Here is a 17,225-nt window from a genome sequence, read left to right on the forward strand (position 1 = left end):
AGTCGCCTCACTCGGTCGCAGCGCCCTTCGCTGCCTTCACGGGCGTGAGCGCCAGGTCGTGGAAGTCGTAGCTGAAGTCCGTTTCGTCCGAGATGGCGGCCATTTTCGCGCGCTCGATCGAACCGTCGGGATTCAGCGCGAACGTCACATAGGCATCGGCGTTGAAGTTGCGCTCTTTCCAGCGCACGATGAACGTATCGTGCTGGAAGTGTTCCAGTTCGCCGGTCAGGTCGGGCGTGCGCGTAAACGCCATGACCTGCTTTTTGCCTTCATGGCGGATGACGACCTTGCCATACCACGGGTCCGTGTATTCGCCGTCGTACGCGGTGCGCGGCAGCGAGGGCTTCGAGCCGGCGGCGCGGGCCGATGCCGCCTTGCCCACTTTCGCCAGTTCCTTCCGGTGCGCCTCCTCCTCCTGGGCGGCGATGATGCCGATCCAGTCGGTCGGTGCCGCGCCCAGGTAGTGATCGAGGATGCGCCATTGCAGCGACGTCATCGAACCGCTGTTTTCCGCGTTGGTGAAGATCGCGATGCCAAGTTTCTCTTCCGGCACCATCAGCACGCGCGAATAAAAGCCCTGCAGCGCGCCGCCGTGCAGCACCAGCTTCTTGCCGCGGTAGTCGCGGATGTTGAAGCCCAGGCCATAGGCGTTGAAATTGGCCCGCGTGGCGGCCAGTTCCGGCTTCGGTTCGGCGATCTTCATCGGCGTCACCGGCGTCCAGATCTCCCTCGATTGCGCGGCGGAGAACAGCCGCGCCTCGCTGCCCGGCAACTGGCCGCCGGCCAGCAGCACGTTCATCCACTTGGCGATATCCTCGGCACTGGTATTGATGCCGACGGCGCCCACCGCGTTATCGACCGGCATCGGCTTGACGACGGACTGCCGGTCGTTGATCCGGCTGTGCGGCGCCGAGTAATCGGCGGTTTTCAGCATCGCGGCCACGCTGGTGGTGGTGTTCGTCATGCCCAGCGGGTCCAGGATCTGCGCCCGCACCGTGTCGCCCCAGCTCTTGCCGCTCTTCTGCGCGATGATGCGGCCGGCCACGATGTACAGCAGGTTGTCGTACGCATAGCTGGCGCGGAAGCTGGTGGCCGGCTTCACATGGCGCAGGTTATGGATGATCTCGTCGGTCGAGAACGTGGTGGTCGGCCACCACAGCAGGTCGCCGGCGCCCAGGCCCAGGCCGCTGCGGTGCGTGAGCAGGTCGCGCACCGTCATTTCCTGCGTCACGTAGCCGTCGTGCATGCGGAAATCCGGCAAATGCTTGATCACCGGGTCATCCCAGGCCAGCTTGCCTTCGTCGACCAGCTTCGCCAGTGCCACGGCGGTGAACGCCTTCGAGTTCGAAGCGATCTCGAACAGCGTCTTCGGCGTCACCGGTGCCGGGTCGCCCAGCCGGCGCACGCCGAAGCCCTGCGCGGCCACCACCTTGCCGTCCTTGACGATGGCGATCGCGATGCCGGGCACGTCGAAGGTCTTCAGCACGCGGTTGACGTCCTGCGCCAGGTCGAAGGCAGGCGCCGGCGCGGCCGCCACGGCAGCGGCGCCGGCAGCGAAAGCCAGCGCCGGCGCGCCGGAAAACGCGCAGGCGCCCAGCACCAGTGCGCAAATGGTTTGTTTCACGAACATCGGGGCTCCAGTCATTTCTTCAGCAGCTTGTCGACCGACTTCTGCGTTTCGGGGTGATAACGCGCGCGCGCCTTGGCGAACACGCCCCTGGCCCAGGCCGCATCCTGCGGGTTCTTCAGCAGCGCGGCGTACAGCGGCACCACGAACTTCTGGCGGCCCACGCTCATCAGGAACGTCTCGAGCTGGTCGCGCACGTTGTAACCGGCATGCACGGATGCCAGGTAGAAGCGGTAGGCAATCTCGTTGTTCTTGCTGGTCTTCAGCGCGAACGTCTGGTCGAGCTCGCGCAACTGGGCGGCGCTGGCCTTGTTGTCGATGTCGTTCAGGAAGTGCATCCACTCGGCGGCGCCCCAGCTGCGCGCCGTCAGGTCGGCCGTCGCCTGTTCGCCTTTCAGCCACGTGGCGCGCTGGGCATCCACGGCCTGGAAGCGCTGCGACACCACGCGCTGCGCGGCGGCCGGAATGCCGGCGCCATACAGCCATTCGTCGAGTTCCGCCTGCGTCATTACCTCCGGATGCTTGTCCAGCAGGTTGGCGCGCAGGTAGGCCAGGAACTGCTCGGTGGTGGCGGACTGGAACGCATGCTGGTCGAACCAGCCGCGCAGGAACGGATCGAACACTTCGCGGCCGGCGCGCTGCTCGAGCGTGCGCAGGAACCACGCGCCTTTCGGGTAGGCGAGTGCTTCGTCGGTGTACGTGTCCGGGTTGACGTCCGGGTCACGCGTGAGCAGGGCCTGCTTCGCCGCCGGAATATCCTTCAGCGAAGCCAGCGCTTCTTCCTGCTCCACCTGCAGGTTCATCTCGGCGGCCTCGGCGCCGTAGAGGATCTCGATGATCCGCGTCGTCACGTAGGTGGTGAAACCTTCGTTGAGCCACCAGTGCTTCCACGAGGCGTTGGTGACGAGGTTGCCGGACCACGAATGCGCCAGTTCGTGCGCGATCAGGTCGTTCAGGCTGCGGTCGCCGGCGATCATCGTCGGCGTCAGGAACGTCATCCGCGGGTTTTCCATGCCGCCGATCGGGAACGACGGCGGCAGCACGATCATGTCGTAGCGCCCCCACCGGTAAGGGCCATACAGCGATTCGGCGGCGGCGATCATTTTCTCGGTATCGGCCAGCTCGAACGCGGCCGCCTCGATGCGGCCGGGTTCCGCATACACGGCCGAACGCGGGCCGACGCTGCGCACATCGATCTCGCCGATGGCGATCGCCAGCAGGTAGGACGGTACCGGCTGCGGCATGCGGAACTTCCAGCCGCCGGCACCGGTGGATTGCGGATCGTTCTCGGCGCTCATCACCACGCGCATGCCGGCCGGCGCCTCGATGCGCGCGCTGTAGGTGAAGCGCACGGCCGGCGTATCCTGCACCGGCGCCCACGAGCGGGCCTCGATCGCCTGCGACTGGCTGAACATGAACGGCCGCTTGCCGGACAGCGTCTGCACCGGCGTCAGCCACTGCAGCGCACCGGCGGTGGCTGCGGTGCGGTAGTACACACGCACCTTCTTCGGCTGGCTGCGCAGCGAGATGCGCAGCGCCTGGCCCTTCTTCGGATCGGCGCGATCGAGCATGTACGAGGCCGGCGCCCAGCGGCCATCGTCGTTCTGCACCTGCACGCGCGCGATCGACAGCTGGCGCGTGTCGAGCACCAGCGTGCGCACGTTCTTGTCCAGCCAGTTCAGCGTCAGCTCGGCGTAGCCGGAAAGCGTCTTGCGGCCGAAGTCCGCCTTCAGGTCGAGGTACAGGTCCGTGGTGCGCACCTCGTTGTAGCGTGCGTAGCTGAGCGGATCCTGGGCGTGGGCGCTCGTTGCGAGCAGTGCCAGCGCGGCGGATATCGCCAGGCGCAGAGAAGGTTTTCGCATGTGCTTCCTTTAAATTTTCATCAAGCTGGCACCGGGATCGCCGGTGCGGGCGCGGTGCAGAATAGCATATGGCATGGCATTTCCGCCCTGCCCCGGCACCGACTCTGCTATCATGGCGCCCGTTCTTTGGGGAGTAGCCTCCTTCCCCGCGCATCGCACGGCGTCCGCACCATTGCGGCACCATCGCGGCATGCGCGGGAAGAACCTGCGTCAACACAATCGGTCCGCAGACCGTGGCGCAGGTGGCCGGCGCGATTGTCTATCGGCGCGGGCCTGGCGAGACCAATGATCCACGGGCGGCCGCATACACCAAGGGGCCGGGACCGCCCATGGATCCTTGGTTAACATCCGGCCCCCAGCCACCTACATGGAAGCCTTCCTCGTCTCCACGGGCATCGTCGCCCTCGCCGAAATCGGCGACAAGACCCAGCTGCTCGCCTTCGTCCTCGCCGCCCAGTTCCGGCGCCCGCTGCCGATCGTCGGCGGCATCTTCGTCGCCACCGTCGTCAATCACTTCTGCGCGGCCGCCGTCGGCACCTGGCTGACCGACCTGCTGGGCCCCGGCGCGCTGCGCTGGATCCTGGGCGTGGGCTTCATCGCGATGGCCGCCTGGATCATGGTGCCGGACGAGCTCGACGAGGACGATACCCCGGCCAGCCGCTATGGCGTGTTCACCGCCACGCTGGTCGCCTTCTTCCTGGCCGAGATGGGCGACAAGACGCAGATCGCCACCGTGGCGCTGGCCGCCCGCTTCGATGCGCTGATCCCGGTGGTCGTCGGCACCACGCTGGGCATGATGCTGGCCAACGTGCCCGCCGTGTACCTCGGCAAGCGCGCCGCCACCGCCGTCAACCTGAAGCTGGTGCACGGCATCGCCGCCGTGATCTTCGTGGTGCTGGGGGTGGCGACGCTGATGGGCGCGGGCACCGCCGTGGGGTTGTAAACCCTGGGCAATGCCGGCGCACGCTTACCCCAGCGGCGTAGCCCCGGGGTGAGACCTCCGCCAGCGCTGGCGGCGAGCTCCGCCGCCGGCGCCAAAGGGGATCTGACCCCTGCGCCTGCCGTTGGTTGATCAGGCCGGCGGCAAACGCAGTTCGACGGCGTGCTCGCGCCCGTCGTCGACCAGCGCGATCTCGTTGCCGTCCTGCGCAACGCCGTCGACAGCCAGCCCGGCCGCGCCCCGCGTCACCCGGATGATGTAGTTCGCCGAGCCATGGCGATACGACAGCGCGAAGCCGTCCCACTCGTCCGGCACCCGCGGCGCCAGTGCCAGCCGGTCGCCGTTGCGCGTCACGCCCAGCAGCGATTCGAGGATCAGCCGGTACATCCAGCCGGACGATCCCGTATACCAGCTCCAGCCGCCGCGCCCCACGTGCGGCTCCACCGCGTAGATGTCGGCCGTCACCACATAGGGCTCCACCTTGTAGATGGCGGCGTTCTCCGCGCTGGACGCGTGCTGCACCGGGTTGATCAGCCGCATCAGCTCCCATGCCTTCGCGGTATCGCCCATCCTGGCGAACGCCATCACGGTCCACACCGCGGCGTGCGTGTACTGGCCGCCGTTTTCGCGCACGCCCGGCACGTAGCCCTGGATATAGCCGGGGTTCGGGTCGGCCTTGTCGAACGGCGGGTCGAGCAGCTGGATCAGGCCGAAGTCGCGCTTGACCAGCCGCGCGTCGACCTGCGCCATCGCGCCCTTCACGCGTTCCGGATCGGCCGCGCCCGACAGCACGCCCCAGCTCTGCGAGATCGAGTCGATCTGGCATTCCTCGTTTTCGTGCGAGCCGAGCGGGGTGCCGTCGTCGAAGTAGGCGCGGCGATACCACTGGCCGTCCCACGCGTTCTGTTCGACATTGGCCGCCAGCTTCCTGGCTTCCTCCAGGCATTCATCGGCAAAGACCGCATCGCCGCGCCGCCCCGCCACCACGGCGAACTGCTGCAGCACGTCGATCAGGAACCATGCCAGCCACACGCTTTCGCCCTTGCCTTCGGCACCCACCTTGTCCATGCCGTCGTTCCAGTCGCAGGAACCGATCAGCGGCAGGCCGTGCACGCCGAAGCGCAGGCCGTGGCGGATCGCGCGCACGCAGTGTTCATACAGCGGCCCGGCCTGCGGCGATTTGCCCGGCATGTCGTAATACGAATCCTCGTCCGGCTTGACCGGGCGGCCATCGAGGTAGTGGGCCTGCTCGTCGAGCACCGCCATGTCGCCGGTCACCTGCACGTAGCGGGCCGTGGCCAGCGGCAGCCACAGGTAATCGTCCGAGCAGTGCGTGCGCACGCCACGGTCGGATGGCGGATGCCACCAGTGCTGCACGTCGCCCTCGGCGAACTGGTGCGCCGCGCACAGCACCAGGTGCTCGCGCAGCAGTTGCGGCTCGGTATGCACCATCGCCATCGCATCCTGCAGCTGGTCGCGGTAGCCGAAAGCGCCGCCGGACTGGTAATAGCCGCTGCGTGCCCACAGCCGGCAGGCGATGGTCTGGTACATCAGCCAGCCGTTGGCGATCACGTCCAGCGCCGGGTCGGGCGTGGCGATCTGCACCGCGCCCAGCGTGGCGTGCCAGTGCGCGTGCACCGCGGCCAGTGCTTCCCGCGCGGCGCCCGCGCCGCCATGCTTCTGCACCATCGTGCTGGCATCGGCATTGCGGCGCCCGCCCATGCCGAGCACGAACACGAGTTCGCGCTCTTCGCCAGGCAACAGCTCGAACGGCACCTGCAGCGCCCCGCAGCTGTCCAGGCCGGTACCGACCTTGCCCGACAGCCGCTGCCGCCGCAGCGCGGCCGGGCTGGCCAGCGTGCCATTGCGGCCCAGGAATTCGGTGCGGTCGGTCGTGACCGTGCGGGTGGCCGCGTCGACATTGAAGAACGCCACCCGGCCGGAGAACTCGGTGTTGTACGGGTTGCGGGCGAACAAGGCGCCGCTGACGCCATCCTGTTCCGTCACCAGGTGCATGCCCGATTTCGAACGCATTTCCCCCAGCACCCATTCGACATAGCCGGTGGCCGACAGCTTGCGCGGCACCAGCGACACGTTGCGCACCTTCAGCACCGTGTAGCGTACCGGCGCATCGGTCGACACATACGTCGTCAGCGCCGACGTGATGCCGGCCTCGGTGTGCTCGAACGTGCTGTAGCCGAAGCCGTGGCGCGTCACGTAGTCGCCGCTGCCGCGTGCCGGCAGCGGGGTCGGCGACCAGAAGTGGCCGCTGCTCTCGTCGCGCAGGTAGAACGCCTCGCCGCTGGCATCGGTGACCGGGTCGTTGTGCCATGGCGTGAGCCGGAATTCATGGGCGTTTTCGTGCCACGTGTAAGCCTGCCCGCTTTCCGAGATCACGCTGCCGAACTGCGCATTGGCCAGCACGTTCGACCACGGCGCCGGCGTAACGCGGCCATGGCCGGTGACGATCACGTACTCGCGCCCGTCCGGCGTGAAGCCGCCGAAGCCGTTCCACAGGATCAGGTCGTGCGGGATGTGCGTCGCCGGGCCGGCATCGTCGTATTCGCCGCGGCTGTCTGCCAGCAGCGGCGGCATGCGCAGCGCCGGCGGGCCGGAGCGCTTGATCTGCTCGGCCAGCGGGCCGCGCGCGTCGTTGACGATCACCCGGGCCACGGTCTGCAGCAGGATGCGGTCTTCGCTCGAGATCTGTTCCAGCGGCCGCACGAAGATGCCGCCGGGGCGGTCGATCGCCTGCGCATCGATGCCCGAAGCGATCATGCCGATGATCTGGTCGTACAGCGCCTGGCGGTAGCCGGACGTATCCTCGAACCAGATCACCAGGTCGACCACCAGGCCCTTCAGGCGCCAGTACGAGTGCGCCTGCACCATCTGCCGCGCCACTTCGATGTTGGCCGAATCCTTCACCTGCAGCAGCACGATCGGCAGGTCGCCGGAAATGGCGTACGGCCACAGGCCGGACTGGCCGCGCCCGTTCCTGATCAGCACCGAAGGCTCTGCGCGCAGCGCCGCGTTCGGATAGATCACGTGGTTCGCCAGGCGGCTGTAGAGCTGGCCGTCCGCCTCGCTGGCGTTCAGCTGGCGCAGCACGACCTGGCTGTGCGTCCAGGCCAGCTCGAACACGCGGTCGGCCATGTGGCGGTCCTGGTACTTGTCGATCAGGTGCCGCGCCGCTTCGCGCGTTTCCGTCATGCCGGTGGCGATGTCCACCGTGGCCACCTGGTCCGGCTGCAGCGTGATGCGGTAGCGGATCGCCACCGCCGGGTCCAGCACGGAGCCGTGGCCGCCGGCCAGCGGGCCCGGCTCGACCAGCGCGCGCGGCGCCCGCACGGTGTTGCCGCGGCCGATGAAGTGCGCGCGGTCCGTTTCGTAAGACACCTCGACCACTTCGGCATCGTGCACCGTCATCACGTGCAGCATGAAGGGTGGCTGCTCGTCCTTGCCGCGCGGGCGGCGCGTGCACAGGATCGCGCTCTCGTCGCGAATGATCTCGGTCTGCACGAACAGCTTGGAAAATGCCGGGTGCGCCGCGTCGGCGGCGGCCGGCGCCATTACCACTTCGGCAAAGCTGGTCAGCTCGATCGTGCGCGGCCGTGTCGAATTGTTCGTCACGCGCAGCCGGCGCATCTCGATATCGTCTTCCGGCGAGACCACGATTTCGGTGTACAGGTCGATGCCGCGGTCGCTGCGCCGGAACTCGGCGCGGCCTTCGGAGAAGATCACTTCGTAGTGGTCCGGTTCGGCCAGCGTGGGCTGGTAGGTGTTCGACCAGAAGTGCCCTTCCTCGTCGCGCACGTAGCAGAACTGGCCCCAGTTGTCGCGCGTGGTGTCCTCGCGCCAGCGCGTTACCGCGAGATCGCGCCAGCGGCTGTAGCTGCCGCCGGCGGCGGTGACCATCACGTGGTAGCGCCCGTTCGACAGCAGCTGCACTTCCGGTATCGGCGTGTTCGGCTGCGTCAGCACGCGCACCGGCGCGGCCTGGTCGTGCGACGTGGAGCGCACCGCCGCGGCCTGCTCGGAACTGCTCGAGAAGAACGCGCCGATGCGCGGGCTGCGTTCCTGCAGCATCAGCAGCGCCGACTGCAGCATCGGGTCCGATTCGAAGCGGCGCTGCATCGGCCGGTCGTGCAGCAGGTAGGACAGCGACAGCAGGCCCATGCCCTGGTGGTGCACCATGAAAGACTTGACGACCGCGAACGCCTGGCCGCGCGGCAGCCGCGCCGGCGTATAGTCGACCGCCTCGTAGAAGCCATAGCGGCCCATGAAGCCGAGGCCGGCCATCTTCTGCAGGTTCTGGCACGCCGCCTCCGGCTCGACCATCAGCGCCATCATCGAGGCATAGGGGGCAATCACCAGGTCGTCAGCCAGGCCGCGCTTCATGCCAGTGCCGGGCACGCCGAAGGCGCGGTACTGGTAGTTCATCGCCGCGTCCATCGTGGTGTAACCGGATTCCGAAACGCCCCACGGCACATTGCGCTGCCGGCCGTATTCGATCTGCGCCGCCACCACCGAATGGTAGGTCTGGTCCAGCAGGGTATCCGGATAGGTCGGCATCACCAGCAGCGGCATCAGGTACTCGAACATCGAGCCGCTCCACGACAGCAGCACCGGCTGGCCGTGCACGATGCACAACTGCCGGCCGAGCGCGAACCAGTGCTCCTGCGGCAGCTGGCCCTGCGCCACGGCCACGTAGCTGGCCAGCCGCGATTCGGAGGCGAGCAGGTCGTAATAGCTGGCGTCGAGCCGGCGTTCGCTGACGTTGTAGCCGATCGCCAGCAGCCTGGTGGTGCGGTTGTACAGGAAGCCGTAGTCGACGTGCGCCAGGTCGCGGGCCTGTGCCGCCAGCGCCAGCATCGTGCCGATGCGTTCGCGCGCCACGGCCGCGCCCTGCTCCACCAGCACACCGAGCTGTTCGCGGCGCTCGCGCTCGCCCGGCGCCAGGTCGGACAGCGGCGCGCCGGCCGGCGGATAGGCGGCCAGTTCGCGCAGGGTCGGGATCTTCAGCAACGAGGTATCGAGGAGCGTGCCGGTGCCGCCGGCAATCCACGGTGCCAGCGCATTGAGTTCATCGAGCGCGGTGCGGCACTGCGCGGCCAGCGCGCCGGCCCACATCCGCGCCGTGGCCGCCGTGTCGCTTCCCGCCAGGGCAGGCTGCGCGGCAAAGGCCTCGGCGCCGGCGGTGGCCCGCTCGAGCCAGGCGCGCAGTTCCGGCAAATTGGACGGATACAAAGGTTGTTGCGGCGCGATGGCTTCCTGCAGCGCCGCCAGCGCCCCGGTGTCGAGTCCTTCGACCCCGGCGGCCGCCTCCTGCAGCACGCGCAGCGTGGTTTCCAGGCCGGTGCCGATCTGCGGCCCGAGGACCGGATCGTCCGCCGCGTTCAGCAGCGCGGCCTGCAATGTCAGCAAATGGCCGGTCAGGTTGCCGCTGTCCACGGCCGACACGTACATCGGATGCAGCGGCTTTTTCGATTGCGTGTCGTACCAGTTATAGAAATGGCCCTGGTAGCGTTCCAGTCCGGCCATCGAATCGAGCGTGTTGCGGGTACGCTGCAGCATTTGCGCCAGTGTCACATAGCCGAAGTCGTAGGCGCTCACATTGGCCAGCAGCGCCATGCCAATGTTGGTGGGCGACGTGCGGTGCGCGATCACGGTACCCGGATGTTCCTGCACGTTATCCGGCGGCAGCCAGTTGTCGTCCGGCCCCACAAAGGCGTCGAACCATGCCCAGGTCTTGCGCGCCAGCGCGTGCAGGAACTCGCGCTGGTCGCCGGTCAGTTGCGCCGCCAGGCGCTCGACCGGGCGGCTGATCCACCATGCGACCACCGGGGCGACCAGCCAGGCAACCAGGAAAATGGCGGCGGCCTCGAACGCCTTGACGCGCCACAGCGCCAGCCCGGCGCCGACCGCCAGCGCCAGCACGGGCGACATCCACATCGCCCGCCAGCTGGCGACCAGCCCGCCGTTCGCGTGCGACAGCGCCGACGGGCGCCATTGCAGCAGGTGCTTCTTCGAAACCAGCAGGCGCCACGTGGTGCGCGCGACGGCATCGAGGCTGATGTAGGCCTCGTACGGCAGGAATACCAGCGACAGGACGCCGTGCGCGAAGTGCAGCGCGCTGCGGCGCAGCGAATTGGGCAGGTGCTGCCGCCACAGGGTATCGGGCGACTTGTGCGCCAGGTCGTACAGCGCGGCGGCGATGGCCGGCACGAAGATGATGGCCAGCACCATGCTGGTATAGAACCACGGGTGCGGCAGCACGGCGAAGGCGAACAGCAGCGACAGCGTCAGTGCCGGCGCCACCAGGCTGCGGCGCAGGTTGTCGAACAGCTTCCAGCGCGACAGCGGCGACAGCGGATTCTTTTCACGCGCGCCGGTGGCCGTCGGTACCCGGCCGAACAGCCACCCGGCCAGTTGCCAGTCGCCGCGGATCCAGCGGTGGCGGCGGCTCACATCCTCGCGGTAGCGCTGCGGATACTGCTCGTACAGCTGGGCATCGGACAGCAGTCCGGCCCGCAGGTAGCAGCCCTCCAGCAGGTCGTGCGACAGGATGCGGTTTTCCGGGAAGCGTTCGCCCAGTGTCCGCTCGAACACGTCCAGGTCGTAGATGCCCTTGCCGATGAACGATCCCTCGGCGAACACGTCCTGGTAGACGTCGGATACGGTGCGCGTATAGGGATCGATGCCCGGCTCGCCGCCGCACAGCCGTTCGTACCGCGAAGCATTCGGGCTGGGCAGGCTGACGGCCACGCGCGGCTGCAGGATGCCGTAGCCGGAGACCACGCGGTTGGTGCGCGGATCGATCCTGGGCTGGTTCAGCGGGTGCCGCATCGTGGCGATGAACTGGCGCGCCGAGTCGCGCGCCAGCTGTGTGTCCGCGTCCAGCGTAATCACGTATTTCACCGTCAGCAGCTGGCCGCTTTCGCCGGCGACGAGCACGAAGCGGTCGCGCGCGCCGCCGCGCAGGAAGCGGTTCAGGTCGGCCAGCTTGCCGCGCTTGCGTTCATGGCCCATCCACGTGTGCTCGGCCGGGTTCCACAGCCGGGGCCGGTGCAGCAGCGTGAAGGGCGTCCTGTTCTCGTCGCGGCCGTATTTGCGGTTCAGCTCGTCGATATGCGCCTTGGCCCGTTCGAGCAGGGGCGCATCCGTCGGCAGCGTTTCGCTTTGCGCATCGGCAAAGTCGGACAACAGGCAGAAATGCAGGTTCGGATCGCGGTTGGCGAGGAAGCGCACTTCGAGCTGCTCGCATAATTCGTCGACGTTGTCGGCGCTGTAGAACAGCGACGGCACGACCACGGCGGCGCGCGCATCGGACGGAATGCCTTCCTTGAAATCCATCCGTGGCAGCGGACTGGGGTGGGTGACCAGCGTGGCGACCCAGTTCACCAGCGCCAGGGCCAGCTGGCTGCTGCCCATCAGGCCCAGTATGGCCAGCACGGCGATTTCCCAGCCCGCCACGCCATCGCGCACCGCGCGCTCGACCATCAGCGCCGTGGCGATCACCGACAGCGCGGCGATCGCGCCCAGGTACGACGTCAGCGGCGCGGCGCGCACGGTGGCGCGCAATGCCTCACGCGGCGTGCGGCGCCGGGCCACCTTCTGTTCCAGCAGCAGCACACCCTTGTCGATCAGGTAGAAGCCCACGTGCCCGTGCCGCGGGTCGTCGCTGCCGCCATGGGTGCGCGCCAGTTCGACCGCCGCTTCCGCCACCTGCGCTTCGGAAAGCTTGCTGCCGCGGGCGATCTTCTCGACCACGTGGCGGTACTGGTCGCGGGTGGCGAAATCCATCGCGCCGTAGATGCCGGACGGATCGTCGCGCAGCGCGCGTTCGACGGTGCTCATCGTTTCGACGAATTCCTGCCAGTCCATCGTGCCGACGAAGCGCAGGCTGCCGATCGTGTTGGCGATCGACACCTGGTCGGCCGCCTGCTGGCCGATCTCGGCCTGGATCTGCTGCTCGATCGTCTGGCCCGATTCGGCTAGCCGATAGGTGACCCAGGTGAGCGCCAGCGTCAGCGCCGGGCTCTGGCCCTGCAGCCGCCGCGCCAGCTCGGCCACGAAACCGCTCGTGATCGGCGGGTTCGAACGGGCCATGTCGGCCACCAGCAGGATCAGGCCGGAAGGGTTCTTGTCGGCGATTTCCACCATGCCGTCGGCCCAGGTGTTCGCCAGGTCGCGCTGGTAGCGGTTCTCGGCCACCCGGGCGGCCACCCGGCGCAGGTTTTCCAGCAGCGCCAGGCGCAGCATGATCGGGATCGCCCACAGTTCGCCGAGCTTGAGCGGAGCCAGTTCCTGGTAAGCCTCGACGAAGCGGCACAGGCTTTCCGGGTCCACGCGGCCGTCGCCATGGGCGATCACCTCCAGGGCCAGCTTGTAGACCCGCGGCGTGCCTTCGGCGGCGCCCTTCGCGAGCCGCGGCAACTCCTTGCTGTAATCCTTCGGCAGGTGGCGCCGCGCGATACGGATCTGTTCTTCGATCAGGTAATAGTTATCGAGCAGCCATTCGGAAGCGGGCGTGATCTGGCGGCCTTCCTTGACGGCGGCGGTCAGCTCGTCGGCGGTGCCGCGCAACAGCCGCGCATTGTCCGCCAGGCGCGCCAGCAGGCGGTCGGGACCGCCGCGCCTGCTCAATACATGCGCCTCGGCCAGCGTGCGGCCATGGTGGGCCATCTGCTGGGCACTGTAGAGCTCCGCGCGGAGCGGCAGGTCTTCTTCGGTATCGGGTGCGGCGGAACCGGGCGCGGCTTCCTGGAATCCGGCGGCGAGGCCGGGCCACAATTTGAGGTGTTCTTTCAAGGGAGCCTCGCTTCGGGGCGGCAGGCAGGAGGCCCGCCACGACTGGAGTATGTTGCAGGAAATATTATTCCGGCGCGCGGCAGCCTACTGTTCGGTAGCGAACATACGGATGATGCACTGCAAAAAAAACCGCCTGTTACGGCGCAGGACCTCCGTCACGAGCAAAAGCAAAGCGGCCCGCAGGCCGCCTTGGAGAATGACCGGTTACCGGAAGTCATCCACCGCCAGGGCAATCCCGCCATGCAGGTGCCAGGCATTGGCATAGCCGAGGCTGCGCAGGCATCCGGCCGCGCGGGCGCTGCGATTGCCGCTACGGCAGTAGAACACCAGCGGCACGCGCTCGGCCTGCGCCAGCCAGGCGGGCAGCTCGCCGGCCAGACGGCTCAGCGGGATACTGCTCACTTGCGTGATGCCCTGCCGCCCGCGCATCGGCCAGCCGGATGGCAGCGCGGCGGCGTGCTCGTAGGGTTCGCGCACGTCGACCAGCAGCGCGCGCGGGTCGCCATGCAACAGGGTGGCCAGCGCGTGCGCATCGAGGTGCATGTCGGCGGACGGCCCGGCATCGCCGGCGGCATGCAACAGCGTGCAGACCGCCGATTGCGCATCCGTGGCCGGGCACAGCAATAAATTGGGCGAGAAGACGTCGGGCAAGGAGACGTCGGACAGGATGCCGGCCAGCCGGGACGGTTCGACGCGGCCGATGAACGCGTGGCGCGGCGCGGCGCCGTCCGGGCCCAGCAGGTAACACAGGCTGTCCTGTCCTGCCGCGACGCGGCGCAGGCACTGCTCACCCAGGTAGAGGCAGTCGCCAGTGGCCGGCCACGATGCGCCATCGCGCGTGGACAGCGTGGCGGCCACCCGGTAGCCATGGTTGCGCAGCAGGGTATCGATGCGTTCGGCCAGGGCCGGTTGCGGGTCGATCACGGCACAGGTACCGCTGGCGGCATCGAGCACCAGCCACGTGTGGAGGCCCCCCTCGGTCAGCTGCAGCAACCCGTCCGGCCGCACCGCGGCCGGTTCGCCGAGCAGGCCGGCCAGGCGCAGCGCCTTGCCGCAGCGGGCGATCCGTGCGCAGGCTTCGGTAACGGTGGCGTCATCCATCAGCGGCCCGAACGACAGGCGCACGGCGCTGCTGCTGCGCCATTCGGGCAAGCCCATCGCGTCCAGCACATAGGATGGCTGCGCCTTCGCGGCCGAGCAGGCGCTGCCCGCCGATACGCGCATCGCGGCGGCATCGAACACGTCGAGCAATTGCCTGCTGGACAGGCCGGGCACGGAAAAGTTGAGCGTGGTCGGCAGGGCCCTGTCGAACGGCGCATTGAACACGATGCCGGGCAGCGCCAGGCGCAGCGCATCGGCCAGGCGGTCGCGGAAGGCGCACTGTTCGGCATGGGTACGGAATGTCCCGCCGTGCTCCAGCGCCGCCAGCACGGCGCCGAGCGCCGCGATGCCGGCCATGTTCTCGGTGCCGGAACGCCAGCCGGTTTCCTGGCCGCCGCCCTTCATCAACGGCGTGAACGGCGCGCCGGCACGCACGTACAGCATGCCGGTGCCCTTCGGCGCATACAGCTTGTGGCCGGAAAACGGCGCGTAATCGATGCGGGTGCCGGCAAGATCTAGCGGCAGCTTGCCCAGCGCCTGCACGCAGTCGACCATCCACAGGGCCGGACTTCCTTCGAGCGCGGCGGCGATGCCGGCCAGGTCGGAGATCACGCCGGTTTCATTGTTGGCCGCCATCGTGCAGACGAATGCGGCATCCGGTGCCAGCCGGCGCAGCGCATCGAGATCATGGCGGCCGTCCGCCCCGACCGGCAGCGCGACGAGGTCCAGGCCCAGCCCCAGCAATGTGTTCCAGTGCGCCAGGCTTTCCGGCACGGCCTTGTGTTCGGTGGCGCCGTAGACCAGCAGCGTGCCGGCCGGCTCGCCGGCGGCGCGGCGCGCCCGCACCGCGCACAGCGCGGAGAGCACGGCGGTCTGGATGCCTTCGGTGGCGCCGCTGTTGAACATCAACCGGCCGGCACCGGCGCCGACCACCCGATGGGCGCGGGCGCGCGCCGCATCCAGCACCGCCCTGGCCTTCAGCCCGGTGCCGTGGGTGCTGCTGGGGTTGCCGTAATGGTCTTCCATCGCGTGCACGGCGGCGCGCAGCGCGGCAGGGAGGACGGCCGTCGTGGCGTTGCCGTCGAGGTAGATTTCATTGTTCATCCGGATAGATTAACGGGTAACGACGGAGCAGCCATCCCAAAAAACCTTGCATCGACGGCATAATGAGAACATTCATCCTTATATTCCGACGAAAGCAGCATGAACGATCTGGACAAGTTCGATTACGCGATCCTGGGCGCCCTGCAGGTGGACGGCACGTTATCCGTGGCCGAGCTGGCGGAGAAGGTAGGACTGACCAGCACGCCGTGCTGGAAGCGCATGAAACGGCTGCAGGATGCCGGCTACCTGGACCGCCGCGTGGCGCTGGTCAACCGCCGCAGGGCCGGGCTGCCGGTCACCGTGTTCGTCAGCGTGCGCACCAGCCAGCACGACGAACAATGGCTGGCGAAGTTCGCCGCCGCCGTCGTCGCGCTGCCGGAAGTGATGGAATTCCACCGGATGAGCGGCGATGTCGATTACCTGCTGAAGGTGGTGACCACCGATATCGACGGCTACGACCGGTTCTACAAGAAGCTGATCCGGGTGGCGAACCTGACCGGCGTATCGTCGGCCTTTTCGATGGAACAGATCAAGTACACGACGGCGTTGCCGCTGGATCTGGTCTCGCATGGGGCCGGCATGGGATAATCCAAAGATGCATGCAAGATCTTTATTTAGTGCGCTGCTGCCCGCCCCCAGCACGGCCAGCACCACGGAACGCCTGCGCGCCAGCGCCGGCGCCCTGCTGGGACTCCTCGTTACCGGTACCGTCGCCCACCTGATGCTGGGGGACGACGCCATCTGGCTGGTGGCGCCGATGGGCGCCTCGTCGGTGCTGCTGTTCTGCGTGCCGGCCAGTCCGCTGGCGCAGCCATGGTCCGTCATCGGCGGCAACGTGATTTCCGCCCTCGTCAGCGTGGCCTGCGTGCGCTGGCTGGGCCACCTGATGCCGATGCCCGCGCTGGCGGCGCTGGGCACCGCGCTGGCGATCGCCGTGATGTTCTTCACGCGCTGCCTGCACCCGCCCGGCGGCGCGGCGGCGCTGACGGCCGTGATCGGCGGCCCTGCCGTGCACGCGGCGGGCTTCTCGTTCGCCCTGGGCCCGGTACTGCTCGATTCCGTGCTGCTGGTCAGCGCGGCGATCATGTACAACAACCTGACGGGGCGGCGCTATCCACACGCCCAGATGCTGAGTCACCCGAACCCGCATGCCACGAAAGACGATGTGCCGACGGTGCGCCTGGGCTTCAAGCCGGAAGACCTCGATGCCGTGCTGCGGCGCTACGGCCAGGTGCTCGACATCAGCCGCGACGACCTGGAGGCGCTGTTCCTGCAAACCGAACTGCGCGCCTACCAGCGCCGCTTCGGCGTGATCACCTGCGGCGACATCATGTCGCGCGACGTGGTGACGGCCGAATTCGCGACACCGCTCACCGAAGCGTGGCAGGCCATGCGCGGCCGCCATATCGCGGCGCTGCCGGTGCTCAATCCCGCCCGGCGCGTGATCGGCATCGTGACGCAAGGCGATTTCCTGAAGCACGGCGGGCTGGACGATTACCGCGGCATGCGCGAGAAATTGAAGGAGTTCCTGAAGCCTTCCGGTCTGTCGCACTCGGAAAAGGCCGAGGTGGTGGGACAGATCATGACACCGCGGCCCCGCGTGGCCCGGACCGATACGCCGATCGTGGACCTGGTGCCGCTGATGGCCGATGCGGGCCTGCACCATATCCCGGTGGTCGACGGCGAGCAGCGCTTCGCCGGCATCGTCACGCAATCGGACGTGGTGGCGGCGCTGTACGAACACCGGCTGGTCGAGGCCTCGCAGCCGGCCTAAGCGAGC

The 17,225-nt window shown here is 68.0% G+C and carries 7 protein-coding genes and 1 riboswitch; of the genes, 3 read left to right on the top strand and 4 right to left on the bottom strand.

Features of this window, described 5'->3' with window-relative positions:
* Positions 1-7: 7 nt before the first annotated feature.
* Together GJV26_RS11825 and GJV26_RS11830 are read right to left on the bottom strand one after the other, a co-directional pair.
* Complete coding sequence (locus GJV26_RS11825; protein WP_155708981.1) at positions 8-1,630, bottom strand: serine hydrolase; 1,623 nt, start codon at positions 1,628-1,630, stop codon at positions 8-10.
* An 11-nt stretch (positions 1,631-1,641) separates the two neighbouring features.
* Positions 1,642-3,489 (bottom strand): M1 family metallopeptidase, encoded by a 1,848-nt coding sequence (locus GJV26_RS11830; protein ID WP_155708982.1) that lies wholly within the window; start codon positions 3,487-3,489, stop codon positions 1,642-1,644.
* A gap of 116 nt (positions 3,490-3,605) precedes the next feature.
* Positions 3,606-3,764: riboswitch (yybP-ykoY riboswitch) on the top strand.
* A 92-nt stretch (positions 3,765-3,856) separates the two neighbouring features.
* Between GJV26_RS11830 and GJV26_RS11835 the strand changes: the two genes are divergently transcribed.
* Positions 3,857-4,432, top strand: a complete 576-nt coding sequence (locus GJV26_RS11835; RefSeq protein WP_155708983.1) for a TMEM165/GDT1 family protein — start codon at positions 3,857-3,859, stop codon at positions 4,430-4,432.
* A gap of 129 nt (positions 4,433-4,561) precedes the next feature.
* Here the strand turns inward: GJV26_RS11835 and GJV26_RS11840 are convergent, their stop codons facing one another.
* Complete coding sequence (locus GJV26_RS11840; RefSeq protein WP_371866458.1) at positions 4,562-13,240, bottom strand: glycoside hydrolase family 94 protein; 8,679 nt, start codon at positions 13,238-13,240, stop codon at positions 4,562-4,564.
* Positions 13,241-13,444: 204 nt separating this feature from the next.
* Positions 13,445-15,445 carry an aminotransferase class V-fold PLP-dependent enzyme gene (locus GJV26_RS11845; protein ID WP_155708984.1) on the bottom strand — a complete coding sequence of 667 codons (2,001 nt, stop codon included), beginning with the start codon at positions 15,443-15,445 and terminating at the stop codon, positions 13,445-13,447.
* Between the two features lie 99 nt (positions 15,446-15,544).
* Here GJV26_RS11845 and GJV26_RS11850 point away from each other — a divergent pair, with 99 nt between their 5' ends.
* Entirely contained in the window at positions 15,545-16,033 is a 489-nt protein-coding gene (locus GJV26_RS11850) for an Lrp/AsnC family transcriptional regulator (RefSeq protein ID WP_155708985.1), read from the top strand.
* A gap of 7 nt (positions 16,034-16,040) precedes the next feature.
* Positions 16,041-17,219, top strand: coding sequence for an HPP family protein (locus GJV26_RS11855; protein WP_155708986.1), 1,179 nt, complete (start codon positions 16,041-16,043; stop codon positions 17,217-17,219).
* The last annotated feature ends 6 nt before the right edge of the window (positions 17,220-17,225 follow it).

It is taken from the genome of Pseudoduganella dura, from assembly GCF_009727155.1.
Classification (GTDB): domain Bacteria; phylum Pseudomonadota; class Gammaproteobacteria; order Burkholderiales; family Burkholderiaceae_D; genus Rugamonas; species Rugamonas dura.